This window comes from Microcystis aeruginosa NIES-2549, from assembly GCF_000981785.2.
In the GTDB taxonomy this organism is placed as follows: domain Bacteria; phylum Cyanobacteriota; class Cyanobacteriia; order Cyanobacteriales; family Microcystaceae; genus Microcystis; species Microcystis aeruginosa_C.
The window spans coordinates 3,039,963-3,065,228 of record NZ_CP011304.1 but is presented as its reverse complement, the minus strand read 5'-3'; the positions used below and the strand labels follow the sequence as shown (position 1 = coordinate 3,065,228).

The following is a 25,266-nucleotide window of genomic DNA, read 5'->3' as shown; positions in this document are numbered from 1 at the left end:
CTAATTACCAATAATTGTACTTAAATCACCAATAAAAGGTATTGCTCCATAACGACCTTGAATATAATCTTTTTCAAAGGTATTATTATTATTAATATCAGCAAATTCCACCAAAGAATATAAATCTGTTGCTCCTTGATGATTTTTTTCGGTAAACCAAATTTGATCCCTCCTTAAAAATTTATGACTAAGTAAATTAATATCGTGAGTAGTAAAAATAAGTTGAGCATTTTTGGGATTAGTTTTCTGAGAATTAAATAATTCGATTATACTTCTAGTCATTAAAGGATGAAGTCTGGCATCCAATTCATCAATTACTAAAACTTCCCCTCTTTGCAAAGTGTCTAAAATCGGTGCTGACAGAGCCAAAATCTTTTTAGTTCCATCAGATTCATGATTGTCCATATCAAAAATTTCTAACTCAATCATTTTACCTGTTGAGTCATACTTTGGATGATAGGTTTTTATGGTAGCGGACTTTATTTCACCGCTAGAGTGACTGATGATATTTCTGACAACATCCGGTAAATCTTGCGGGAGACTGTCTAAGGAAATTTTTCTGCTTTCTATTTCTAGGTTGAGATTGTCAATACTTAAATCTAATTTTTTAATTAACTTAATCACATCATCAATCAAATCTTGTCTATTAGAAAGATGCTCAAGCGTAATCGCTTTTAATAATTCCACATCTAACCCAGACACAACACCTAAGTGACTAAACCAAGAGACAATTTCCACCGCTAGAGAATTATTAAATTGAGCCGCTAGTGATAAAAACAGAGTATTTTTTTTGGTCAATCCTCTTAGTATATTACCTTGTTCAATATTTTTGCTATATTCTATTTTATCGTCTTGCCGATTAAAAATTTTAGTTTCACGACTTCTGGGCGTACAAAATAACCATTCGGAAACTACTCGCTTTTGAGTTACTTCAAATCCATATCTATAAGTTTTATTTTTTAGCTGAAAAACTATTTCAAAAAAGGATGGTTTATCAACAGTTTCGGTATTTAATCTAAAGGGTTCCACATCTATTTTGTCAGTGATTTGTAATTTTGCAGAATTCATGACAAACCGTCGCATAAAATTGAATGCCAGAATTAAATTACTCTTACCACTGGCATTTGCTCCATAAATAGCGGCACTTTTCAGTAAACTAAATTGTTGATTAACCTTAAAAACATTATTTTTATCAAGCTCATCATTACTACAGGCATCCTCTGCAGCTACCATACTGAGAGTTACTACATCTTTAAAAGAGCGATAATTGCCGACACTAAATCCGATGAGCATTGCATATTAACCCTAAAAGTCTCTAAGGAATAAAGGAGACGATACTTTTATTTTATGCACTTGTTGAGCATTTGAACAAGAATTGTCCTCAGAATCGGCAAACAATCACAGGAAAAAAGGTAAGGAATTAATTTTCCTTACCTGATGATTGTAGCCTTTTGAAAACAAATTTACACTTTTGCTGACTCTTTAACTAACTTATCCCAACCCAATTCCTTGAGGTTATTGTTGCGACGCAGGGGACGAGTAGCTAATTCTAAAATATCTCGCGCATTGGTAAAACCGTGGATTTGAGCAAAAGTAAATTCTACCGACCATTTAGTGTTAATTCCCCGCGCTTCTAAGGGATTTGCATGGGCCATTCCTGTAATCACTAAATCGGGTTTTAACTCGTAAATGCGCTGAATCTGATTGTAGTTATCAGGTTTTTCGATAATTTTCGGGATGGGAACACCCATATCATTACAGGTTTTTTCTAGTAATGCTAATTCGGCCGCTTGGTATCGTTTATCCATGTAGGGAATACCGATTTCATCACAAGTCATCCCGCAACGAATTAGGAAACGCGCCAGGGAAATTTCTAGTAAATTATCCCCCATAAAGAAGACCGATTTACCGCGCACAAGTTGCAGATAATCCTCTAAACTTTCCCAAATTTTTGCCTCTCTTTCTTCTAATCCCTGCGGTTGTACTCCCAAAACCGAACAGATTTTTTCTATCCAAGCGCGGGTTCCATCCGGACCGATGGGAAAGGGTGCGCCAATTAATTTACACTTACGACGACGCATTAAAGTGGTGGCAGTTCGTGATAGAAAAGGATTGACACCAGCCACATAATAACCTTCTTCAATTACTGGTAATTCAGTAAAGCGTTTGGCCGGCAACCAACCATCAATTTTAACTCCTTGTTTTTTCAATTCTAGGGTTAAATTAGTCACAATCGGGTCGGGAACGGAACCAAATAAAACTAAAGGAGGATGGTCTTTATATTCCGATTCTTCCTGTTTAATTTCTTCTTTTTTCCGTCCAAAAGTTAAGAGTTTCTGGATAGCATTTCGTTCTTCTTTTTCCTCTTCGTGCTTAACTTTTTCGGGACATTTATGCACCATAGAAGCGAGGACGGTATCTTCCCCTTGGGTAAAGGCATAATCTAAACCATTAGCGCGTGCTGTTACGATAGGAATACCGATTTCTGACTCTAGTTTCGGTGCTAATCCTTCTAAGTCCATTTTGATGATTTCGGTGGTACAAGTACCGATAAAAACGATAACGCTAGGGTTTCTATCTCGTTTAATTTGTAAGCAGAGGCGTTTTAGTTCTTCGTAGTCTTTTAGTTGAGCGGAAATATCCCCTTCTTCTAATTCGGCCATAGCATAACGTGGTTCGGCAAAAATCATGACACCCATGGCATTTTGCAGGAAGTAACCACAGGTTTTTGTGCCGATAACAAGGAAGAAACTATCTTCGATTTTTTGGTATAACCAAGCAACACAGCTAATCGGACAAAAGGTGTGATAGTTGCCGGTTTCACAATCAAATTGTAAAGCGCTCGGTTCTTGAGTGGCGGTCATGTTTTTAGGTTCTCCTTTAACTTGGTTTATTTAGGTTTTCTCGTTGTAACTCTTGGCGGATTTTTTGCAGTACAGGATCCTCAGTAGGATATAAAGAATTACTTAATTCTCTTTCTTTCTTTTCTAGTTGTTTCTTCTCAGGATCAAAATTTAATCCTAAAACTTCTAGAAGTTTGTCTCCATCGGAACTAAGCTGACAAAAGGGATACATCCACACTGATAATTGAGATTCTAAAACGGTCATTGCACCTATAATGATGTCGGAATTCGGACGTTTACCCCCCTCTGATGTTTTTCGCCACCAGCCTCTAGAATCCATTAAAGACTTAATCCACGGTTGATTGTTTTGGTAGTAATCTAACCATTTATCTGGTAAGATTTTTAGCAATTCCTCAAAAATAATTACTTTGTTTTTTTCCACTGATAATTGTTTTTCTCGGAATCCGTTGAGATATTCAGTGTGCGAATTAGAAATCAGTAATTCTTTTTCCGATTTTTCCAACTCCTTTTTTTCAGAATCAAAATTTAGTCCTAAGACTTCTACCAGTTTGTCCCCATCGGAACTAAGTTGACAAAAGGGATACATCCACACTGATAACTTAGGTTCTAAAGCTGTTGCTGCCGCTATAATTATGTCAGCACTAGGACGTTTACCACCGTCGGGAGTTTTTCGCCACGAACCTCTGGAATTCATTAAACACTTAATCCAAGCTTGATTATTTTGGTAGTAATCTAACCATCGCCTCGGTAAGCTGGCTTTTAATTCCTCAAAGTTGCTCATTTTGTCCCCTTGACTGAATAATAATGTTCTCTCTATTAGAATTCCCAATGAGAGGGAAAAATTATCATCATCGAGTCCTCGATAAAATTCGTGGGTAGGGTGGGTTAGGCGACGATAAGTTAGGCTATTAACTAATAAGTTAATTCTTCGCCGTAACCCACCCATAAAAAGAGTTTATTGGTGGTTATTGGTGGTTATTGGTGGGTTACGCTGTCCCTAACCCACCCGACAAAATAATCTAAACCATCATCAGGTCTAATTCTTCCTCGGCGTTAACTTTGGGTTTATCGGCATTAAGATAGAAATCCGATAATAAAGTGAATAATTCCCGGTCGGCAGATTCTTTGGGAATAACTCCTTCTGGTTTGGCTAAAATCTGATCGGCAATGTTGAGATAATATTCACAAACATAACTTAACATCGGATCCTTGTCGGCCATTTCAAAGAGAGTTTGACCTTTAACTCTGGAGACGCGAATATCTTCAATTAAGGGTAAAACTTCTAACACTGGCATGGGAACATGATCTACATATTTATTAATTAAATCGCGTTTTGAGGTGCGATTACCAATTAATCCGGCTAGTCGCAGGGGATGGGTGCGCGCTTTTTCGCGGACGGAAGCAGCGATGCGATTGGCGGCAAAAAGAGCATCAAAGCCGTTATCTGTGACAATTATGCAGTAATCGGCGTAATTTAAGGGTGCGGCAAATCCTCCACAGACCACATCCCCCAAAACATCGAACAAAATCACGTCAAATTCATCAAAAGCGTTCAATTCTTTTAATAATTTTACCGTTTCCCCGACGACGTAACCGCCACAACCGGCACCGGCCGGAGGGCCACCTGCTTCCACACATTTGACACCACCGTAACCCTCATAGATAACGTCTTCGGGCCAGATGTCTTCGTAGTGAAAATCTTTTTCTTGCAGGGTATCGATGATTGTGGGAATAAGAAAGCCTGTCAGGGTGAAAGTGCTATCATGCTTGGGATCACAGCCTATTTGTAGGACTTTTTTACCTCTTTTGGCTAAAGCGGCCGAAATATTACAGCTTGTTGTCGATTTACCGATGCCACCTTTTCCGTAGACTGCGAGTGTTAAAGGCATGGAAGTTCTCCTAAATGTGCGCTTGAATGGTGAGTTTGTTTATCATTGCTTTGATCGCAATTATTGACCATCTCCCCACTCCTTGGAAAGAGGCTCAATTTTTGTCTGCTATAGCTAGAGTGAGATTAAAAGAGTAAAAATTATTTATATAATTTTTTAGAGCTTATAGAGTCTCTGAAATTGATAAAAACTTATAAAAACAGCTTTGTTTATATATTTAATTTAAATACAAACAATAAACAAAAACCGCCAAAGCTTTACAAAAACTCGATAAACAGGGTTTTACCGTGGCAAACCGGGACAAAAAGGGTCAAGATAGAGGCAGTCTAGAGACCGATGTAGGATTTTCGTGAATAATCATTACAATTTTCCCCGTCAGCAGATTAAATAAATCAATCCTCAGAAGGATAAGGATACTGAAAAAAGCTGTAGTACAATTAGAACAAAGTACCTGTAGGGTTTCCTATGCGAGTTAAGCAAAAAACGCTGACTACACTCTTGTTAGAGAATAAGGCTCCTAAATATCGTCCTTTTCTGGGTTTTTTTCTCGCTGGGGTTCCCTTGCTGTTTTTAGCATATTTGGTTTCTTTCCAGCGCGCTTATCTCGACTGCATTAGGTTAGGCACAAAAAGGATAGATTGTAAATATGTTCAAGAGTATAATTTTCCTGTTTCTAGTCGGGAAAATTTTTCTTTAACTCACATTAAAGCCACGGCTGTCTATCAAGAAGTTTTTATCAGTGTTGAGCAGAAAAAAACTGTTAATAACACGGTTTTATTGGTCGGAAGAAATAACTATCTCTACATCGAGAATTTTCGGGATGTGCAGTCAGCTAGTAATTTTAAAACTCGATTTGATAGTTTTGTGAATAGATATCAAAATCGGGGAATTATTGCCAAAAGTCCCCTAGATACCTTGTCAGCAATGCTAGAACAGCATCATAATTATCCCTATTATCTCTGGGGTATGTTATGCTTATTGTCTGGTCTATTGTTACTTTATGATGCCAGCTATTGGGAGAGTTATGTCTTTAATCAAGGCAACGCTACCCTAACCCGTAGGCGACAACATTTAATTTTTAGAAGTAAAAGTGATTATCTTCTAGAGAGAATTGTTGAGGCAAAGGTAGAAGATTACAAAGGCTTTTTGTGGTCTAATTACTGGAGGATTATTTTAACTCTAGCGAACGGGGAAAAAATCATTCTAAATAGCCGTTTACTGGAATCTATCAGTAACGGAAAAAGGGAAGAAAAAATCCTGGCAATGATTGCCGAAAAGTTAAACTTAACTCAAGAGGAAGTGTTAATCTAAGTAAATGCGCTCAAATTCTAGTTATTTAAAGTCTCTTTTTTTCGGTTTCCTATTAGTGACTGTGTTAGTTTATATATTGCGCGGCATGGGAATATTATCTTTTTTACCCGGAGGATTAATTTTGTTATTGATTCTCTCTTCCGTGGTGACGGGAATTATCTACGGAATCGATAAAACCCGCCGTTTTTAGGAAAATATAGAACCTTACTTCCAGACAGAAACGAGAAGGCTACATCTCATTTTTGTAAATCCACTAAGTTGGGATTTTTAAGGGGAAACTTTCTGCTAAAGTCGGGCGTTACTTTCGATTTTATCACTCAATCCAAGCTTTTGGGGGGTTCTACCCCCCAAACCCCCCGTTGGGGACGCAAGCGCCGTCCCCAAACCCCGGAGCGCATTAGTTTTTCGGTGGGATGCTTACAGACGGCTGCTGATATATCTGTGATAATTTAAAAGTCACTGATAATTGCTGATAGTCGGTATTTCTGCAAATGTGAGATACACCCAACAAGAAGAGCCGAACGGTTCTACTGATAATGATTAACCCAAAGGTCAATTTGTCAGCAATCCCACGGATAAAAATAACTGATGGTGAGCCATAGATATTTCTCCAAAATTGAGATGCAGCCATTGCCAAAGGCTAACATACCTAGGCTAATTAACCGGGGACTAAAGAAGATTTGAGCGCAAAAATTTTCTCGATTACCTCTTCTACCACCTTATCGGGAGTGGAAGCACCGGAAGTTACTCCGACGACAATTTTTCCCTCATTTAACCAGTTATCGGTGATAATTAAATCGCCACCTAAAGGTTTATGTTCGATGCGATTACCGGGGAGAATGCGCTCGGCACTATCGATATGATAGGAGGGAATGGCACGCTCGATCGCTATTTCCTGTAGATGAGTGGTATTAGAGGAATTATAACCGCCAATTACCACCATTAAAGAAAGCGGTTCTTTCACCAGTTCAAACATGGCATCTTGACGCTCTTGAGTGGCATCACAGATGGTATTAAAACTCATGAAATGATCTTTAAAATCGATCGGTCCGTACTTTCTCAACATAGTATGCTCGAAGAGTTTGCCAATTTCCTCCGTTTCACTTTTCAGCATCGTGGTTTGATTGGCAATACCGATATAATCTAGATCGCGATCGGGATCGAAACCCTGGGAATGAGCATTTTTAAACTTCTCTAAAAACTCGTTTTTATCGCCACCGTGGAGAATATAATTAGCGACATAATTAGCTTGAGCCAAATTTAAAACGATTAGATAAGTGCCGGCAAAAGAGCTAGTGGCGATCGTTTCTTCGTGATTATATTTGCCGTGAATAATCGAAGTGTGGTCGCTTTTTTTGTGCTTTTCCACGGAATTCCACACCTTAGAAACCCAGGGACAAGTGGTGTCCACAATCATGCAACCCTTATCGTTAAGTATTTGCATTTCCGAGACACTAGCCCCAAAAGCAGGTAAAATCACCACATCCCCCGATTCCACCACAGTAAAGTCTTTTTGGCCATTTTCCACCGGAATAAAACCCACGGCCATGGAGCGCAGACGCTGATTAACCGAGGGATTGTGAATAATTTCGTTAGTAATCCAGAGACGTTCCTGGGGAAAATGTTGACGAGTTTCGTAGGCCATAGCAACAGCGCGTTCTACCCCCCAACAAAAACCAAAAGCTTGAGCGAGATAGATAGTCACGTCCCCCCGTTCTAAACGATAATTATTTTCACGAATTTTTTGGATCAGGTCGCTTTGATACTCATTGGTCATCGCATCCATTACTTCCTCTTTATGACCGAATCCCTTGCGGTTATAGTTATCCGATTGCTGTAGGGTACGTTTAAAGGATTTTGTATCCATGATTCTCTGATAGGGGTATTGGTGGCGCTAAATTGGGTGAGACAGTAGCTTGTCATATATTAAAGATACCTTATCTAGTCAGCCCAGGAGGCTTTTAGAGACTAGAGAGAAATTCCTCGTCGATATCGTAACCAAACTGTTGAGCGAAAAATTTTAAGCGAGATAAAGCAGGAATTTGCTGACTTTTCAGCCAATCAGACAAAATAAAGAGTTTTTGCATCACAAAAATCTCTAAAGCTTCGGGGTTATATTGAATTCCTTCCCCGCGATGGAATTGATGGGGGACTAACATAGCAGCATAACGGGCGATTTCTCCATGTTTTGGGTCAAGAATAAAGATTAACCAGGGATAAATCGCATCTAAACGCAAAAACCATAGCCTGACTTCTGGTATCTCCGATAATTCCCGCATATCACCCTCCGCACGAGGATAATCTATCTCTAATTGTAGAGCTTGTTCCAGTTCGGCGATCGCTGCTCGCGACTGATAATCTTGAATAATAGTCTCTAAAGATGAAAGATCGAGATTTTGGATTTGATTGGGGTTAAGAGCGATTTTGACAGTCATAGGGGCAAATAAAAGGTTATATCGGACGAAATTACTGTTTTTTATCCCTAGATCGGCAATGATCTATCTCAGAAAATACTCTCGATTGGGACAAAAAAACTAATTATGACTATTCTCTCACTCCGGAGCGAGAGAGGGAAACCAGACTAAAATCCTCATGATTGGATTTCTCCTACAATTTAATCTCTCTTGCACACCGGGGTTTTTTAGATTGATAACTATTAGGGTGATATTGTCCTCGTTTGCTCATCAGTTCCGCTTGACAAAGAGCTAATCGATGACTAATTACTATGGTTATTTTATCGGTGGCTAGAGTGCGAAACATTTGCTAGATTTCCTATTCTGCATTAGCATCAAGGGAGGCAGTCGGTTCATCAAAAATGGGCAATTATCAGGATAATTCTTCTAGAGAATTTAACCCTTTTTCCCTTAACTTAATTAAGGGCAATCCATCGGGATTATCAAAGAGAGTGATTCGGGGAAATTAGCTACTTTATCAATTACTTTACACCAGACAAATCCTCAAACTAGATCGCACAAAGAAGCAAAGAGTCAACTGGTAATCCTGCTGAGGGAATCGCTGAACAAGCTCAGGAAAATTAATCCGCTCACACTTGCGACTACCTTTAAAACAAACAAAGGTTGAGTCTTCTCTGACGAATAATACACATTATTACATTCTCCCGCACTCGAACCAGAAATAAAGGTACAATAGAACTGTAGAGATCTGGAGGGTTGCTATGTTTACACACAACTTAGATGACAGAAAACTGCCCCTCGATCGAGAAGGGAAAACTCTGCGAAAATTCACCTATCGTTCACCAAAAATCTACCACCTTGGTCACCCTAGCAATTTATCAACGGTAGGGAATTCAAGGATTGTGGGATTTAGAAGGAAAATTTTCCCTCGTTATTCTTGATGGAAGTCCTGCGGCAAAATTCCCTAGGCATTGCTGATGTCAAAAGTGGCAGTCGCATCGGCAGTTCCCTAGCTGTAATCCCATGGTTGCCACCAAGCAACTGAAGTATGACTAGGATATCATCCCGGAGCGGCAAGGGAAACTGGACTAAAATCCCCAAGGTTGGATTTCTCCCACAATTTAACCTCCCTTGCACACCGGGGTTTTTTAGTCGGCAAAATCGGTAACCAGGGACACGAATAAATTAGTCAATTTATGGGAAAATAAGCTCATCTTTTCCGATTTTATCCCATGCAGGCCGACTTTTTTACTAATATCCTCTTACCCGTTGCCCTAGGCGTTTTAATGTTGGGCATGGGATTAGGATTAATTCCCGCCGATTTTCAGCGTATCACCCGTTATCCCAAAGCAGTCCTGATCGGTTTAGTCAATCAAATTATTATTCTACCGATCGTCGGCTTTATTATTGCTTCTCTCTTGCCTCTCCGGCCAGAAATTGCCGTCGGTTTAATGATTGTCGCCATTTGCCCCAGCGGCCCTTCCTCCAATGTTCTAACCTATTTAGCTAAGGGAGATGTGGCCCTTTCTGTTACTTTAACCGCTTTTAGCAGCATCATCACCATTTTCACAATACCTTTTTTAGCTAGTTTCACTCTTCAGCATTTTATGGGTGAAAGTGCCGCCATCTCCCTACCCATTGGTCCCACTATGGCGCAGATATTTTTGATTATAGTTTTACCCCTGGTTATGGGTATGACTATCCGCCATTACTTCCCTTTACTGGCCAAAAGTCTGGAACCGATAACTAATCGTTTTGCTGTGATTTTTCTAGCAGTGATTATCCTCTTATTAATCCTGAGAGAATGGCAACGTTTACCTTTATTTATCGCTCAAACTGGCCTGGCAGTGATTATTTTAAACACGATTGCTTCCCTAATTGGCTTTTTCAGTGGTCGTTTATTTCAATTAACTATTCCCCAAAGAATTTGTATCGCCATCGAAGTGGGTATTCAAAGCGGCACTTTAGCTATTGCTATCACTGCCGGTTTATTAAAGAATCCCGATCTGGCCATTCCCGCAATGGTCTATAGTTTATGGATGTATGTCAGCGCTTTTATCGCTGTTTATTATGGTCGCAAAAAAGCAGCTTTGGTAAAATAGCTAAATGGGGTGATAGGATATAGCTAAAAAACTGATAAATGATTATGTTAATTGGTAAATATTTAACCCTAGAGGAATTATCTACCTGTTCCCAAACCTATCAAAAGTACGCGGCACAAATCGATCCCTACCCCAAAAATCCCGCAACGATCACCGCTTGGCAAAATCTCGCTCACTTTATTATCGATCCAATTATTGATAATTTTGGTCGACAAAAATTTCAATTAACCTATGGATTTTGTTCTAATGATCTGAGAAAATTTCTCCAAAAAAAAGACCCGATCACCGGCTTAAAAAACGGTAGAATCGATCCCAGTCGTGATCAACATTGCGCCCACGAAATTAATCAAAAAGGTCAATATTATTGTCAGCGATTGGGGGCAGCCTGTGATTTTCGGATTATCGATTTAACGAGCGATCGCCTGATAGATTGGATTTTAACCGCAAAATTACCCTTTGACTCTCTCTATTTTTACGGAATTAATCGCCCAATTCATATCAGCTACGGACCACAACATAAACGAGATTTATGGACTTTTACCACTAAAGGAACACCGACTAAAAAAGGTTTACAATCATGGTTAGAAGCCGCTAAATCTATCGATTCTGAAGCTAAAAAATCCCCCAAAACTGGGGGATAACCAAGACTTAAAACCCTCTTCTTTTAAACTTCTGGTTCCAGATCGTCCTCCTCGTCCTCATCGGCCGGTTCCGTGGGGAAAGGAACCGAACCCATGTCTAATTTATCCCGCAATAACTTCTCAATTTCCGCCGCTACTTCTGGCTTTTCTTCAAGATATTTAACGGCATTATCGCGACCCTGGGCAATATTTTCGCCATTATAGCTATACCATGCCCCTTTACGAGTAACCACGTTGGTTTGTTCGGCGATATCGAGCATACAACCCACTTGGGAAATGCCTTTACCGAAGATAATATCAAATTCAGCAATCCGGAAAGGAGGCGCAACTTTATTTTTAGCCACCTTAACTTTAGCCCGAATTCCGTATTCCCCTTCCGTGCCTTTTTTCAAAGTTTGAATGCGACGGATATCTAAACGCACCGAGGCATAAAATTTTAAGGCCGTTCCTCCAGTGGTCACTTCAGGATTACCGTAGGTGACACCGATTTTTTGCCGCAGTTGGTTGAGGAAAATCACCACACAACCGGATTTACCAATATTACCGGCAATTTTTCGCAGGGCTTTACTCATCAAACGGGCCTGCAATCCCACCTGATTATCCCCCATTTCCCCTTCAATTTCCGCCCGTGGCACTAAAGCGGCCACCGAGTCGATGACGACGATATCCACGGCCGAAGAACGCACTAACTGGTCAACTATTTCTAAGGCTGCCTCCCCCGTGTCCGGTTGTGCCACCAGTAAATTATTGATATCTACCCCTAAAACATCGGAATAGGTGGGATCTAAAGCGTGTTCCGCATCGACAAAGGCCGCCACTCCCCCAGCTTTCTGCACTTCTGCGATCGCATGGAGGGCTAAGGTGGTTTTTCCAGAACTTTCCGGCCCGTAAATTTCGACGATGCGGCCTTTCGGTAAACCGCCACCCAAGGCCATATCTAGGGTTAAGGCACCACTAGGCACGGTTTCCACCCGCATCCGGGTGGCGTCTCCTAAACGCATAATCGAACCTTTGCCAAAGTTGCGCTCGATTTGATTTAAGACTAAACCCAAGGCCTTATCTCGATCGGAGTTATTTGTCATTGTCGCCATTAATTTTGTCCCAGTTTTCTTAAGTAGTACAGCAGTATGCAAAGATTGTAGCTTGTTTTAATCTTGATCACCAAAAAGTTAGAGACTTTTTCCGGAATGGTGATCAAAAATCAAAAGTTTTGATTTTTACAGCCAAGGTCGGCTCATCTGTTCTAATTGCGTCACCTCTTGCGCTTCTAAACTCCATCCTAAAGCCCCGGCATTTTCGATCGCTTGGGCCGCAGTTTTTGCCCCCGGAATGGGAATTACATCCCCTTGGGCGATTAACCAATTGAGGGCGACTTGTGCGGGGGTTTTTTGGTATTTTTCGCCCAATTCTTGCAGTACCCTTAAAATTGGGGCTATTTTCTCCAAACCTTCTTTTTTGAACCGTGGGTCAACTTTTCTGGCTCCATCGGGCAAATTCTGGCTTTCTGGGCTATATTTACCCGTCAGTAGTCCTTGAGCGAGAGGGCTGTAGGCGAGGATGGTGACACCTAATTCCTTGGCCGTGGCTAAAATTCCCTTAGTTTCTATTTTGCGATACAAAAGCGAATACTGCACCTGATTGACCGCTAAGGGAACCTCTTTTTTCGCCAAAATCTGGCTTGCTTGACGCATTTGCTCGGCGGAATAATTACTTACACCCACGGAACCAATCCGGCCGCTTTTTACTTCTTCCCCTAGGGCATTGATCAGGGTTTCTTGGCTAATTAGGAAGGTGAAGGGCCAATGTACTTGATAAAGGGCAATTTTATCGGTTTTTAGACGGTTTAAGCTCTCGCTAATGGCATTATGAACCGCATTCGCCCCCAATCGCCACGGTACGGGGGCAAATTTGCTGGCAATATCGATGGCAATATCAGTCTCTTGCGTAAATTTTCCTAAGAGTCGTTCCGATTCCCCCAGTCCATAGACTTCGGCTGTGTCAAAAAAGGTGATTCCTGCCTCTACTGCCGCTTTAAAGGCTTCCTCTACCTGACTAGCTCCGTATTCCTTGCCATAGTTCCAGAAGAATTTATCTCCCCATGCCCAAGTCCCGATTCCCAAAGCACTGACGGCAATTCCTGTTTGTCCGAGATTAGCGGTTTGTCTAGTCATATTCCCTACAAAGAATGACAGCGTTTCTCATTTAAAGATGAAGTGTAACCTATATTTGGTCTGACTCCCCACTAACCCCCTTTTTTGATTCCGGGAAATTCCCACCCATAAGTAATGGGAAAGGACTTGACTTTGCCGGCGACTTGCGCTATGCTTTTCTTATAATGGGAATCTGTGCAAATTTTTTTAAGCGCAAAGATTTCTATTATGAATAAAATCCTTTAAAAATATTATCCCAAAATCTCCCGATAAAAGCAAGCAAAATTTTGCCAATAATTGTTAAGTTTTGTTAACAAAAAAATACAGAGATCAGCAAGGGAAGAAGACGTTAAAAACGCTATCTTTATCGGTGCAACGGGGATCACCCCTGAACAAAAACAGGATTTAATTCGACGAGGGGCAATTTTTGGGGATACTTCTAACGATCGCAGTAAAGTATTAGTTTAAAACAGCCTTTGATCTCCACCTTCAGCAGAGATTTAGGTAGGGTTGCCTGAATAAATGTGAAATATAGACGAGGTAAGGGGTTTGGCGGCCTGTTTAGCCAAGCAGCTGCAAGATTTTCAAGCTGGTGGCTCAAAAACCTTGTATCTTAACCGGCGATCGCTCCTACTTTTTCAGCCAACCCATAATTAATGGGAAAGGACTTGACTTTGCCGGCGACTTGCGCTATGCTTTTCTTATAATGGGAATCTGTGCAAAATTTTTTTAGACCCACAGATTTCCATTATGAATAAAATCCTTTAAAAATATTATCCCAAAATCTGCCGACAAAAGCAAGCAAAATTTTGCCGATAATTGTTAAGTTTTGTATCTGGTTCCCCGGTTCTACCTGATAACTGTTCACCGAACCCAGCAAAAATCTCCCCAACACCTGTCCTCCACTAACCCCCTTTTTTGATTCTGGGAAATTCGCACCCATAATTAATGGGAAAGGACTTGACTTTGCCGGCGACTTGCGCTATGCTTTTCTTATAATCGGAATCTGTGCAATTTTTTTTTAGACACATAGATTTCCATTATGAATAAAATCTTTTAAAAATATTATCCCAAAATCTCCCGACAAAAGCAAGCAAAATTTTGCCGATAATTGTTAAGTTTTGTTAACAAAAAAATACAGAAAGGTCAAAAAATCGAAATCCCTTGCTGATTTTGAAGGACGAAGCATTCGGACAATAACCTATCGCTGAAACCGTAGATTTTCTATCCGAATGCTTCGCCCCTACTTTTTCAGCCAACCCTAGGTAACTAGCTGACATCCATCGTGTTGACACTCCCGTCGCGCTCATGCGAGAGATTCTTGGTTCATCGAGTTTCCTTAATCTGGCAGGACGTATCCAACCAAACCAGAGGGAATCTCTCCCCAAGCGTATTAGTTTCGGTATGCCCTACCGTACTTAGTCCCTTTTTGAGAATATTGATAGCGGCGTTAATATCTCTATCTTCTACATAGCCACAATGGGGACAAATATGGGTTCTCGTAGATAGAGATTTAGGGACTTTTTGACCACAATTAGAGCAATTTTGACTCGTGTTATGAGGCGGTACTGCTACCGTAGCCTTACCATATTTAAAACCAAAATATTCTAACCATTGTCGAAAAGTTGACCAAGCAACATCATTAATAGATTTAGAGAGTTTAGAGTTTTTTACCATGCCTTGAATATTTAAGTTTTCGTAAGCGATGAAATCGTTAGATTTAATGACGCGCAATGCCTCTTTTTCGACAAAGCCTTTACGTTGCCTACTTACTATTAAATGCTTTTTAGCATATCTCTTTCTAGCTTTTTGGTAGTTGTTTGATTGAGGTTGACCTTTTCTAAACTTTTTAGACTTCTTCCGATTCAGTCGATTTAATCTTTTTTCTGCCTTGCGATAGTATTGCGGTATTTCTACCGTTTCCCCATCACTGTTAGCGTAGAAAACTTTTAAGCCTACATCCAATCCTACACATCTTTTTGTTGGTTCTAGGGGTTTAGCATATTCCCGAATATCAACACTTAGACAGAATTGGACATAATAACCGTCTGCTCGTTTAACAATCCTAACTCGTTTAATTTGGTCTATGGGGTAAAAGTTTAGGTCTCTAGTTCCTTTTAGTTTAACCGTGCCAATGTTTTTCTTATCTGTGAAAGTGATTTTCTTTCTATCCTCTGATAATTTCCATCCGGAGTTTTTATATTCCACAGAACGATTATTTTTCTGAAACTTGGGATAACCTTTTTTACCTTTAACCTTTTTCTTACAATTGTCATAGAAACGAGCAATAGCTGACCATGCCCGTTCAGCCGATGCTTGTCTAGCAGTAGAATTTAGAGTATCGACAAACTTGAACTGTTTGGCGAGAACTGCACAATATTTATTGAGAGAATATTTATCGATTTTGTCTTCTCTCTTGGCATCCATCCAAAGCCTTAAAGCCTTATTACGGATGAATTGTACTGTACGAATAGCTTCATCAATGGCAGAACACTGACTTGGTTTAACCACGGCTTTCATTTCTAAGACAATCATTGTTTATCGACCTCAAACAACTTATTTTATTCTAACCTGTAGAGCATCGGATTATCAAGATTTTAGTGAACACTGAGATTGTCGAAATTTGAACACTGAGATTTTACATTGAGCCTTTACATTGAAGCCCCTCGAAATGTGTCGAAATGTCGTGCTTCGTGTCACTGAGCTTGTCGAAGTGCTGTTTTGTAATGGTCGGGGTTTCATCCCGTCTCTAAAAGCGAGGGTCTTTACCCCGACATCTGTGATAAAATCGGCCTTGTCTTTCTTCTGCCAGCGCAACGCCGAGCGGCGGTATGTTGAGCTTATTTCCCCTTTTACTTTTTACTTGGTATAAATCGTGCAGGTTTTCATTTATCATACTCCCGAACTTACCCCCGTCCATACTCTACCCGATTGCGCCGTCGTTATCGATGTTTTAAGAGCGACAACCACGATCGCCACTGCCCTCAATGCCGGTGCAGAAGCAGTGCAAACCTTTAGCGATCTGAAAACCCTGATGCAGGTGAGTGATACCTGGCAACCAGAAAAACGTCTCCGGGCAGGAGAAAGAGGCGGCGCGAAAGTGGAAGGCTGCGATCTGGGCAATTCTCCCCTCGATTGTACCCCTGATTTAATGAAAGGTCGTCGTCTGTTTATCAGCACCACTAACGGCACCCGCGCTCTGCAAAGAGTGGAAGAATCCCCGATCGTGATCACTGCGGCCATGATCAATCGGCAAGCTGCCGTTAATTACTTATTGGATAGGCAGCCCGAAACCGTCTGGATTGTTGGCTCTGGTTGGGAAGGGGGTTATTCTTTGGAAGATACGGCCTGTGCTGGAGCGATCGCCGATGCGCTACAAGAACAATCGGGGCAAATGGCGATCGGTAATGATGAGGTGATCGCCTCGATCGCTCTTTATCGTCAATGGCAAAATGATCTTTTAGGAATGTTCCACAGTTGTAGTCACGGTCAGCGCCTCTTGCGTCTCCACTGTCAAGAAGATTTAAAATACTGCGCTAATATTGACTCTCTTGATGTTTTACCGATCCAAAAAGAACCGAGCATTTTAGTCAAACTTTAGACATTGCCACCCAGAGAAAGGGTCATCAGTGCCGGTAGGAGCATCAATCCTAGCCGGATTCCTTTATTTAGGGTCTGCTGAATAAATCTAAAAACCTTGTTGGATAAAACTTTTAGACCTTTTTGAAATCCAAAAGTGCCTCGTCTGGGAGTGATCAGGGGGAAAATTCAGGTACTTTTTCCCTGAAAATTAGGTAATTGAGCAGATGAAAATCGGTAAAACCCCACACCCCACACCCCACACCCCACACCCTACCCCCACCGAAAAACTTTTTGCCGCAAACCCTATTTATAGTTTGCCAACCATGACTATCGATTCTTTACTGCAACCTTTTCAGCGTTTTGGTGTCAATCTCGGTTTAGAAAGAATAAAAAATCTGCTGGAGATTTTAAGCAATCCCCAAGATAAAATTCCGATTATTCATGTCACGGGAACTAATGGCAAAGGTTCAGTTTGTGCCTATCTATCCTCTATTCTCAGCACTGCCGGTTACAAAGTCGGACGTTATATTTCTCCCCATTTAATTGATTGGACAGAAAGAATCTCTATTAATGGCGAAAATATTGAAACTGCCACTTTAGAAAACCTGCTTAAAGATGTACAATCGCTTATCGATCCCCAGCAGGAAAGTCCTACTCAATTTGAGGTAATTACTGCCGCTGCTTGGCTGTATTTTGCTCAGGAAAAGGTGGATATTGCCGTGATGGAAGTGGGTTTAGGAGGAAGATTAGATGCGACTAATGTTTGCGCTCAACCTTTGGTTACTGTCATCACTTCTATCAGTCGGGAACATTGGCAAAATTTAGGGCCGACGGTTGCCGATATTGCCGGGGAGAAAGCGGGGATATTAAAAGCGAATTGTCCCGCAGTTATCGGACAATTACCGGAATCAGCGCAGGGGGTAGTTAGGGAGAGAATCAAGCTGTTAAATTGTCCGACGGTATGGGTAGAAGCTGCCGAAAAAATTGCTGATAATCGGGCCAAATATCAAGGGTTAGAATATCCTTTATCCTTAGCGGGAGATTTTCAATTAACTAATTCGGCTATAGCGATCGCTGTTGTTAATATTTTACGTCAGCAAGGTTGGCAAATTAGCGATGAAGTCGTGCAGGAAGGAATGGCAAAAACTCGCTGGTTAGGACGTTTACAAACCGTTAGTTGGTGTCAGCGAGAAATTTTAATAGATGGCGCTCATAATCCCGCTGCTGCTATTGGTTTAAGGCAGTATGTAGATAGTTTAAAGGCTCCAAAAATTATCTGGGTGATGGGTATTTTATCGACTAAAGATCATCGAGAAATATTCCAAGCTTTATTAAGAAAAGGCGATAGTTTATATTTAGTTCCTGTCCCAGATCATAGCAGTGCCAATCCTGAAACCTTAGCGGAATTAGCGGCTTCAATTTGTCCAGAATTATCTCACCTAGAGACTTGTTCCGATGTATTTTTAGGACTAAAAAAAGCCATCCAAGAATCTGCCGATAGTCAGATAATTCTCTGTGGATCGCTTTATCTAGTCGGTTACTTTTTAGGGAGTTTGCTTCAGGGAAAATAAAACATCAATTTTACTGGTGGTTTTATCAGGCATAGTGGCAGTAATTCCGATGCCGCGTACCGATTCTAAAAAGGCCTTTGCTTCTGGGGTTAATTCCCCGGCTGGAAGATTATTAATTCCCCCTGCTTTAGCGATAATTTGCTCCACATCGATGAAGAAATAACCGAGATTATTTTTAGGCAAATTTGCGATCGATGCTTGGAAATTCTCACTTTTGCTAATCGGTTGATTCGGTTGGGGTTGATAGGGAATTCCGACGGTCATTTTTAGGGTATCATTATTAGGCCAAGCATAGGTTAAAATCGCTTGTTCTTCCGCTTTCCATTCAGTCACATCTTGGCCAGAAATTTGACTGTTTTTTATGGTGATAAAGGGAACAGTTTTCACCAATTCATTTAACTTATCGAGGGTAGTTTTTGCCGCTTTATGATCGCCGGTTTGCCAGATCATCATTCCCCCGAAACCTAACCCTCCCACTGCTTGCTGGTTGGGGATAATTCCGAAGGCAAATTCTCGATCCATCCAGTTAAAAACTTCTTTATCCGCGTCAAGAGTTGCCATCTGAAAATTCTCACGGATCTGACGCAGAAAAACTTGTAATTCTGGGTTAGTTTGGGACTGTTTTTCTGCTTCTTCCCATCCCTGTTTAAGATTATTCCCACTCCAGACTGCAATGGTATCTCCGGGTAAATAATTTAAAACTTGATTTTTGCTAGGGGAAGGTAGGGTAGAAATAGTTTCAGGGGCCAATTTAGCCACCATTTGTAACTGTAATCCCGTATCGGTGACACCCACTCCTGCGACAACATCTTGAATTTTTGCTAATTCTTGCCGACTTTGGGGAGATAAATTAGCATCTGGTCCCAAGATTGCGGCATAATCATCGATATAAATTGTCGCTAGGGTATTGGGGAGGTTGAGGGATTGGGAAAGCAGTTTTCTCACTTCCGGTTTACTGCTAAAAGATGGCTGTCCTTGATAGGTATCGATCGCTGCTTCTAACACCTTTTTATCGTAGGATATCAACAAAAAATCGCCAGTAACAGCAGTATAAATAGTGGTGTTATCCTGCCAATCTATAGCAGTAATTTTAACACCTTTGTAGTCACTGGTGCTAGTTTTGCGATTAACTTGTTGTCCTAGTTTTTTCTGGAATTCTGACGCTTTAATTTTATCTTTGATCCCGATAACCGTTAATAATTTCGATTGTCCGGGGGTAGCTGCAGGAAGGAAAGCAAAGCTAATACTACCGATCCAAGGTTCGACATCCCGTTGATAATCAATCTTATCGGTGAAGATATTTTTTTGTAATTCTTCTAGTCCTTGACTAACCGCAGTTCGTGATTCTGGTGTACCATATTTAGCTAACACTGACCAAGCTTTTGCATCCGTGGAGACAAAACTACTAGCAAAGGCAGTTTCTGGGATAACTTTTGCCGATTCTAAGGGGGTGAATCTTTGCCAAGGTAGTTGTCCTCGTAGATAAAGATAGACACCTCCTGCGGTTACTGCTGTTAATCCTAGGACGACTAAACAACCGGGTAAAAATGATTTTTTTGACATAAAATTATGGTTTGGTTAAAAAGTTCCATACTTGGCGATCAATTTTTATCTAGCTGTAGTCTCTAGATCAGTCCTATTGTAGTTATCTTAATTATAGCGTTTCTCACATCTGGGTGGCACAGTTAAACCTTTGTTGATTAAGCTTTTCATCACCGATAATGTACCTCTTGCAAACAGGAAACGCTATATCTTATCTTATCCCCAAAGGGAACAGATAACATTTTAGCTAATTTTTGCGAAATTATTGCTAATTACCAGAGAAAATTGGCTCATTCTTGGTTAGCTTGCCAACCCACCGCTTGATTAATGTTAGTCAACCCATTAGCCTCTAATTTTTCTGTTAATCCTTGTAAAATATTTGATACTAGCCAGGGTCCTCGATATAACCAACCAGTATAAATCTGTAATAAACTCGCACCGGCGGTAATTTTTTCCCAAGCATCATCGAGGGAAAAAATGCCTCCCACTCCAATTATCGGTAAATTGCCTTGGGTTTGCCGATAGATAAAACGGATCACTTCTGTGGAACGTTCCCGCAAAGGTTGCCCACTAATTCCCCCTGCTTCTTCAGTGATTGGTTTACCAGTTTCAGGCAGAATTGTAGTTTTTAATCCCGTGCGTTTAGTGGTGGTATTAGTAGCGACAATTCCGGCTAATTGATAGGAGAAAGCTAACTCAATAATCGTTGTGATATCTTCCCATTCCAAATCGGGAGAAATTTTCACTAATAGGGGTTTTCTGCCTTGATTTTCTGTTTGTAAAATGTCGAGGATTTTATCGAGTTGTTCCCCACTTTGCAGGGAACGCAAACCTGGAGTATTGGGAGAACTAACATTAACGACAAAATAATCAGCATGGGGGAATAAATAGCGAAAACTGCCTAAATAGTCCTCCGGAGCCTTTTCTAGGGGCGTATTTTTCGATTTACAGAGGTTAATGCCGATGGGAATCTGTCGGGGTTGTCGTTGCCAAGATTGCTGGAGAGTTGCCGCTAGAACTGCCGCACCGAGGTTATTTGCCCCCATACGGTTTAATCCGGCTAAATCTTTCGGTAAACGAAATAATCTCGGTTTTGGGTTGCCCGGTTGCCCTTCTAGGGTGACAGCACCCACCTCGGCAAAACCAAAGCCGAAACTATGCCAAAGTCCTGCCCCTACACCGTCTTTATCGAATCCTGCCGCCAATCCGACGGGATTGGGGAAATTTAACCCCCAGAGGCTTTGCGATAGGCGAGAATCGCTAAAACTGAGGGATTCTGATAATTGTGAGATTAGCCATTGTCCCCAAAATCCCCCCCGCGAGCGATCGATTTTTTGCAGAGTATTTAATAATTGTTTTTGTGTTCCCTCTAAATCGCCCTGAATAGCCTTGAAAGCTAGAGGATAAAAAGGTTTAATTGTATCAATTATATTTGTCATAATCAAGCGGGATTAAGGTGTAGGGTGGGTTAGGCAAGGACAAGTTATGTTTTTGACAAAAAATTTCAAATTTGCCGTAACCCACCTAGCATAATCTTTATAAAACTTGACGAGGATTAAAAGTTTCAATCGCCCGTATTTTTTGATAAAGTTCTAATTCTTCGGGGCTAGGATTGGGAGGATTAACTAATAGAATTTCCACTAATTGATCGCCCCTTTCTCCTTGGGAAGTGGGATAACCTTTGTTAGCCAAACGTAATCTTTGACCGCTTCTAACTCCCTTAGGAATCATCATTTTAACTAACCCGTCAATGGTAGGAATTTCCACAAAACCGCCCACAATTGCCTCGCTAGGAGTAATCGGCACTTGACAGACAATATCAGAACCTTGAATCCTAAAAAAATGATGCCTAGCGATAGTTATTTTTAAATATAAATCACCCCCTTCAATCCCCTGACCTTTGAGACGAATTTTCTGCCCATCGATCATAGCTGCCGGCATATCAACCTCTATTGATCGGCCATCTTCCAGACGAATTCTTTGTCTGCCACCTTGATAGGCTTTCTCTAAAGGTAAAGTCAATTTCGCCTCCACATCTCGACGAGTTAAACGGGGAGAGGAGGCAATTTTAGCCCGCTTAGTATTAAGGTTATTAAAATCTTTAAACTTCCATAAATCCTGTTCTGTACGGGGGATTTTTCCATTACCGTTACTATTGGCTTTTTCCCCCGGACGTATCCCACGGCGCTTAATCCCCGTCAAGGAACGATTATACTCAACCCGTTTTTCTTCATCGGAGAGAACATCATAAGCTTCATTAATATCTTTAAACTTTTCTTCGGCCGATTTATCCCCCGGATTAACATCAGGATGATATTGGCGAGCCAGTCGTCGAAAAGCCTTTTTTATCTCGTCACTGGTAGCCGTGCGAGATACTCCTAAAACATCATAATAATTAACTAATTGTGGCATATATTCAGTTATCAGTTATCAGTTATCAGTTATCAGTTATCAGATTTGAGTTTTAAGTGAGCAGTATGTATTAAGTGAGCAGTATTAAATAGTAGTTTCCCACTGTCTTTTCACTGATTACTGTTTACTGTTTACTGATCACTGATTAAAACCAATCATCATCGTCATCATCCCAGTTATTTTGGGGGGGGATATTGCGGGAACGATTGCCGCTGCTGCGGCTACTTTTACTATTGTTATAACTTTTTTCCTCCGAAGGGGGGGGACTTTGCCAATCGCTATCGCGGCCATTGTAGTAATTGTCCTGATTGCGGGGGCGATAACTATCTTGATTAGCCGAATAATTGGGTCGATAATCGCTTTGATAACCCGGTGTACTGGGACGATAATCCTGACGATAACGATCGCGACGCGGTTCGGAGGGAAGATCATCTTCCTTATCCCCGGTAAAAGTCTTGCGAATAGCACTAAAAAAGCCCTCGTCTTCCTCGTCGTATTGTAGCCGTACCTCGCGATTTAATTCATAGATAACATCCTGTAGGTCCGCCTGGGCGCGATCGATGCGACGGTCATCATTTTTCTCCAAAGCGTCGATAATTTCCGTACTCAAAGACTCAATTTGACGACGATAGGAACGGGTGAACTCATTACCAAAATCGAGAGTAACATCTTTTAAGCGTCGTTGAGCTTGATCCACCAGAGAGCGGGCGCGATTGCGTTTATCCACCTTTTCGCGACGGGTACGATCTTCTTCGGCAAATCGGGCAGCATCGCCGATCATGCGGTTAATTTCCCCTTCGCTGAGGGTAGAAGCGCCTTGAATGGTGACACTTTGTTCCCGTCCGGTCATTTTATCCCTAGCGGTGACTTGTAGAATCCCGTTAGCATCGATATCGAGGGACACCTGCACTTGGGGAATACCCCGGGGTGCGGGGGGGATACCGGTTAATTTAAAACGTCCCAGGGATTTATTATCGCTGGCCATTTCCCTTTCCCCCTGCAAAACGTGAATTTCCACCACAGTTTGATTATTTTCGGAGGTGGAAAAAAGGTCAGATCTGCGGACGGGAATAGTGGTATTACGGGGGATTAACTTTTTCATCACACCGCCGATGGTTTCTAAACCCAAGGATAAAGGGGTCACATCGAGGAGCAGCACGTCTTTGACCTCGCCGCCCAAAATTCCCGCTTGAATAGCCGCCCCGACCGCTACAACCTCATCAGGGTTAACATTTTGATTGGGTTCCCTATCGATAAAACTCCGCACTAAATCCTTCACCACCGGCATCCGCGTGCCGCCGCCCACCAGTACCACTTCGTCTAATTGGACGGGGGACAAACCGGCATCAGAAAGGGCGCGTTTGAGAGGACGACGGAGACGACTGATTAAATCGCCGCATAACTCCTCAAATTGGGCCCGACTCAGACGAGTTTCGATGTGTTTTGGTCCGTCTTCCGTGGCAATGATAAAGGGTAGATTAATATCGGTGACACTGACCCCAGACAGTTCAATTTTGGCTTTTTCTGCCGCTTCTGTGAGTCTTTGTAGGGCTTGCCGGTCTTGGCGCAGCTCCACGCCTTCCTGTTCCAAAAATTGATTGGCTAACCAATCGACGATTCTTTTATCGAAATCATTGCCGCCTAATTGGGTGTCGCCACTGGTGGATTTCACCTCAAAAACGCCGTCACCCACTTCTAGGATAGAAACATCAAAAGTACCGCCCCCCAGGTCAAAAACGAGGATTTTCTTGCTTTCCTGTTCATCGAGACCGTAGGCTAGGGCAGCGGCGGTGGGTTCGTTGAGAATCCGCAGCACTTCTAACCCGGCGATTCGGCCGGCATCCCGGGTGGCTTGACGTTGGGAGTCATTAAAATAGGCGGGGACGGTGATTACGGCCCCGGTCACTTCTTCCCCTAGATAACGGCTGGCTTCTTCGGCTAATCGGCGTAAAACTAGGGCGGAAATTTCTTCGGGGGCGAATTCTTTTTGCAGACGGGGGCATTTAATTTTGATATTGCCCATCTCATCCCGGCGGATGGTGTAGGGGACGCGCTTCGATTCGGGGTTTAATTCCGAGTAGCGACGACCTATGTAGCGTTTGACTCCATAGTAGGTGTTTTGGGGATTGAGTACCCCTTGTCGCCGGGCCATTTGACCGACCACTAACTCCCCATCTTTATTAAAACCGACCACAGAAGGGGTGGTTCTCATGCCCTCCGAGTTGGCGATGACCACTGGCTTTCCGCCTTCCATCACGGCGACGACGGAGTTAGTTGTCCCTAGATCAATGCCTACTACTCTACCCATGCTTGTTTTTGTCTCCCCCTAGATTTCGATAACTTCGGGACTTTTACCTTCGATCGATAGTTTAAATCGCTTAATGCTTGTTGACAATATTGTATCGAATTGTCTTAGGTTCTCGCTCTCGGTTCGGGGCGATTCAGGGTGTGATTACCGAAGTGGTCTTTTAGTGATCGCTGGCGATCCGGCTTGGGGAGTTTTAAATAGGGTCTGCGGCAAAAAGTTTTTCCTGGGGGCAGGGTGTGGGGTGTGGGGTGTGGGGTGTAGGGTGTGGGGTGTGGGGTGTGGGGTGTCGGGTGTGGGGTGTGGGGTGTGGGGTTTTACCCATTTTCAGACGGTCAATTACCTAATTTTCAGGGAAAAAGTCCCTCAATTTTCGCCCCGATCACTCTCGACTGGCACTTTTTGAGGTCAAAAAAGTCTAAAAGTTTTATCCAACAAGGTTTTTAGATTTATTCAGCCAACCCTAAATATTGCTAGATTTGG

General features: G+C 41.8%; 23 protein-coding genes. 8 read left to right on the top strand and 15 right to left on the bottom strand.

All coding sequences use genetic code 11. The annotated features are described in order from the left end of the window. The 4 genes from myaer_RS14980 to bchL form a co-directional block, all read right to left on the bottom strand. Positions 1–1,293 carry an AAA family ATPase gene (locus myaer_RS14980; RefSeq protein ID WP_046662685.1) on the bottom strand — a complete coding sequence of 431 codons (1,293 nt, stop codon included), beginning with the start codon at positions 1,291–1,293 and terminating at the stop codon, positions 1–3. A gap of 170 nt (positions 1,294–1,463) precedes the next feature. Beyond that, the gene (locus tag myaer_RS14975) at positions 1,464–2,864 is read right to left on the bottom strand and encodes a ferredoxin:protochlorophyllide reductase (ATP-dependent) subunit N (RefSeq protein WP_046662684.1); all 1,401 of its coding nucleotides are present in this window, start codon (positions 2,862–2,864) and stop codon (positions 1,464–1,466) included. Between the two features lie 16 nt (positions 2,865–2,880). Beyond that, the gene (locus tag myaer_RS14970; RefSeq protein WP_046663799.1) at positions 2,881–3,645 is read right to left on the bottom strand and encodes a DUF5331 domain-containing protein; all 765 of its coding nucleotides are present in this window, start codon (positions 3,643–3,645) and stop codon (positions 2,881–2,883) included. A 238-nt stretch (positions 3,646–3,883) separates the two neighbouring features. After that, complete coding sequence (gene bchL / locus myaer_RS14965; RefSeq protein WP_046662683.1) at positions 3,884–4,753, bottom strand: ferredoxin:protochlorophyllide reductase (ATP-dependent) iron-sulfur ATP-binding protein; 870 nt, start codon at positions 4,751–4,753, stop codon at positions 3,884–3,886. A 465-nt stretch (positions 4,754–5,218) separates the two neighbouring features. On the opposite strand from bchL, the gene myaer_RS14960 reads away from it, so the two are divergent. The 3 genes from myaer_RS14960 to myaer_RS22090 all read left to right on the top strand — a co-directional run bounded on the left by myaer_RS14960 (position 5,219) and on the right by myaer_RS22090 (position 6,517). Next, positions 5,219–6,064, top strand: a complete 846-nt coding sequence (locus myaer_RS14960; protein ID WP_046662682.1) for a hypothetical protein — start codon at positions 5,219–5,221, stop codon at positions 6,062–6,064. Positions 6,065–6,068: 4 nt separating this feature from the next. Next, the gene (locus myaer_RS14955; RefSeq protein WP_002798718.1) at positions 6,069–6,254 is read left to right on the top strand and encodes a hypothetical protein; all 186 of its coding nucleotides are present in this window, start codon (positions 6,069–6,071) and stop codon (positions 6,252–6,254) included. 68 nt (positions 6,255–6,322) lie between these two features. Next, a complete protein-coding gene (locus myaer_RS22090) occupies positions 6,323–6,517 on the top strand; it encodes a hypothetical protein (protein ID WP_046662681.1) in 195 nt (64 codons plus the stop codon). A 205-nt stretch (positions 6,518–6,722) separates the two neighbouring features. Here the strand turns inward: myaer_RS22090 and myaer_RS14945 are convergent, their stop codons facing one another. From myaer_RS14945 to myaer_RS21360, 3 genes are all read right to left on the bottom strand, one after another. Beyond that, a complete protein-coding gene (locus tag myaer_RS14945; RefSeq protein ID WP_046662680.1) occupies positions 6,723–7,931 on the bottom strand; it encodes a 4-hydroxy-3-methylbut-2-enyl diphosphate reductase in 1,209 nt (402 codons plus the stop codon). Positions 7,932–8,025: 94 nt separating this feature from the next. Beyond that, positions 8,026–8,499: a CRR6 family NdhI maturation factor gene (locus myaer_RS14940; RefSeq protein ID WP_046662679.1), complete on the bottom strand. Its 474-nt coding sequence runs from the start codon at positions 8,497–8,499 to the stop codon at positions 8,026–8,028. A 172-nt stretch (positions 8,500–8,671) separates the two neighbouring features. Further along, positions 8,672–8,824, bottom strand: a complete 153-nt coding sequence (locus myaer_RS21360; RefSeq protein WP_158524803.1) for a hypothetical protein — start codon at positions 8,822–8,824, stop codon at positions 8,672–8,674. 886 nt (positions 8,825–9,710) lie between these two features. On the opposite strand from myaer_RS21360, the gene myaer_RS14930 reads away from it, so the two are divergent. Both myaer_RS14930 and myaer_RS14925 read left to right on the top strand, forming a co-directional pair. Continuing rightward, a complete protein-coding gene (locus myaer_RS14930; protein WP_046662678.1) occupies positions 9,711–10,580 on the top strand; it encodes a bile acid:sodium symporter family protein in 870 nt (289 codons plus the stop codon). A gap of 44 nt (positions 10,581–10,624) precedes the next feature. Next, the gene (locus myaer_RS14925) at positions 10,625–11,221 is read left to right on the top strand and encodes a hypothetical protein (RefSeq protein WP_046662677.1); all 597 of its coding nucleotides are present in this window, start codon (positions 10,625–10,627) and stop codon (positions 11,219–11,221) included. 23 nt (positions 11,222–11,244) lie between these two features. Here myaer_RS14925 and recA read toward each other — a convergent pair whose 3' ends face one another. Together recA and myaer_RS14915 are read right to left on the bottom strand one after the other, a co-directional pair. After that, positions 11,245–12,312, bottom strand: coding sequence for a recombinase RecA (gene recA / locus myaer_RS14920; protein WP_046662676.1), 1,068 nt, complete (start codon positions 12,310–12,312; stop codon positions 11,245–11,247). Positions 12,313–12,438: 126 nt separating this feature from the next. Further along, positions 12,439–13,392, bottom strand: a complete 954-nt coding sequence (locus myaer_RS14915) for an aldo/keto reductase (RefSeq protein ID WP_046662675.1) — start codon at positions 13,390–13,392, stop codon at positions 12,439–12,441. A 276-nt stretch (positions 13,393–13,668) separates the two neighbouring features. Between myaer_RS14915 and myaer_RS21355 the strand changes: the two genes are divergently transcribed. Next, positions 13,669–13,839, top strand: a complete 171-nt coding sequence (locus myaer_RS21355) for a hypothetical protein (RefSeq protein ID WP_158524802.1) — start codon at positions 13,669–13,671, stop codon at positions 13,837–13,839. A 280-nt stretch (positions 13,840–14,119) separates the two neighbouring features. Here myaer_RS21355 and myaer_RS14910 read toward each other — a convergent pair whose 3' ends face one another. Beyond that, on the bottom strand, positions 14,120–14,314 hold the full coding sequence (locus tag myaer_RS14910) for a hypothetical protein (RefSeq protein WP_046662674.1): 195 nt from the start codon (positions 14,312–14,314) through the stop codon (positions 14,120–14,122). A gap of 383 nt (positions 14,315–14,697) precedes the next feature. Next, positions 14,698–15,906, bottom strand: coding sequence for an RNA-guided endonuclease InsQ/TnpB family protein (locus tag myaer_RS14900; protein ID WP_046662673.1), 1,209 nt, complete (start codon positions 15,904–15,906; stop codon positions 14,698–14,700). Positions 15,907–16,246: 340 nt separating this feature from the next. On the opposite strand from myaer_RS14900, the gene myaer_RS14890 reads away from it, so the two are divergent. Together myaer_RS14890 and myaer_RS14885 are read left to right on the top strand one after the other, a co-directional pair. Continuing rightward, a complete protein-coding gene (locus myaer_RS14890) occupies positions 16,247–16,972 on the top strand; it encodes a 2-phosphosulfolactate phosphatase family protein (RefSeq protein ID WP_002759138.1) in 726 nt (241 codons plus the stop codon). Positions 16,973–17,276: 304 nt separating this feature from the next. Then, complete coding sequence (locus tag myaer_RS14885) at positions 17,277–18,524, top strand: bifunctional folylpolyglutamate synthase/dihydrofolate synthase (protein WP_046663798.1); 1,248 nt, start codon at positions 17,277–17,279, stop codon at positions 18,522–18,524. Here myaer_RS14885 and myaer_RS14880 read toward each other — a convergent pair. The 4 genes from myaer_RS14880 to dnaK all read right to left on the bottom strand — a co-directional run bounded on the left by myaer_RS14880 (position 18,498) and on the right by dnaK (position 24,786). Further along, complete coding sequence (locus myaer_RS14880; RefSeq protein WP_046662672.1) at positions 18,498–20,087, bottom strand: DUF3352 domain-containing protein; 1,590 nt, start codon at positions 20,085–20,087, stop codon at positions 18,498–18,500. The two genes, myaer_RS14885 and myaer_RS14880, sit on opposite strands and share 27 nt — an antisense overlap. 269 nt (positions 20,088–20,356) lie before the next feature. Further along, a complete protein-coding gene (locus myaer_RS14875; protein WP_046662671.1) occupies positions 20,357–21,505 on the bottom strand; it encodes a quinone-dependent dihydroorotate dehydrogenase in 1,149 nt (382 codons plus the stop codon). A 97-nt stretch (positions 21,506–21,602) separates the two neighbouring features. Then, a complete protein-coding gene (locus myaer_RS14870; RefSeq protein WP_046662670.1) occupies positions 21,603–22,478 on the bottom strand; it encodes a J domain-containing protein in 876 nt (291 codons plus the stop codon). Between the two features lie 145 nt (positions 22,479–22,623). Continuing rightward, a complete protein-coding gene (gene dnaK / locus myaer_RS14865) occupies positions 22,624–24,786 on the bottom strand; it encodes a molecular chaperone DnaK (RefSeq protein WP_046662669.1) in 2,163 nt (720 codons plus the stop codon). Positions 24,787–25,266: the final 480 nt, after the last annotated feature.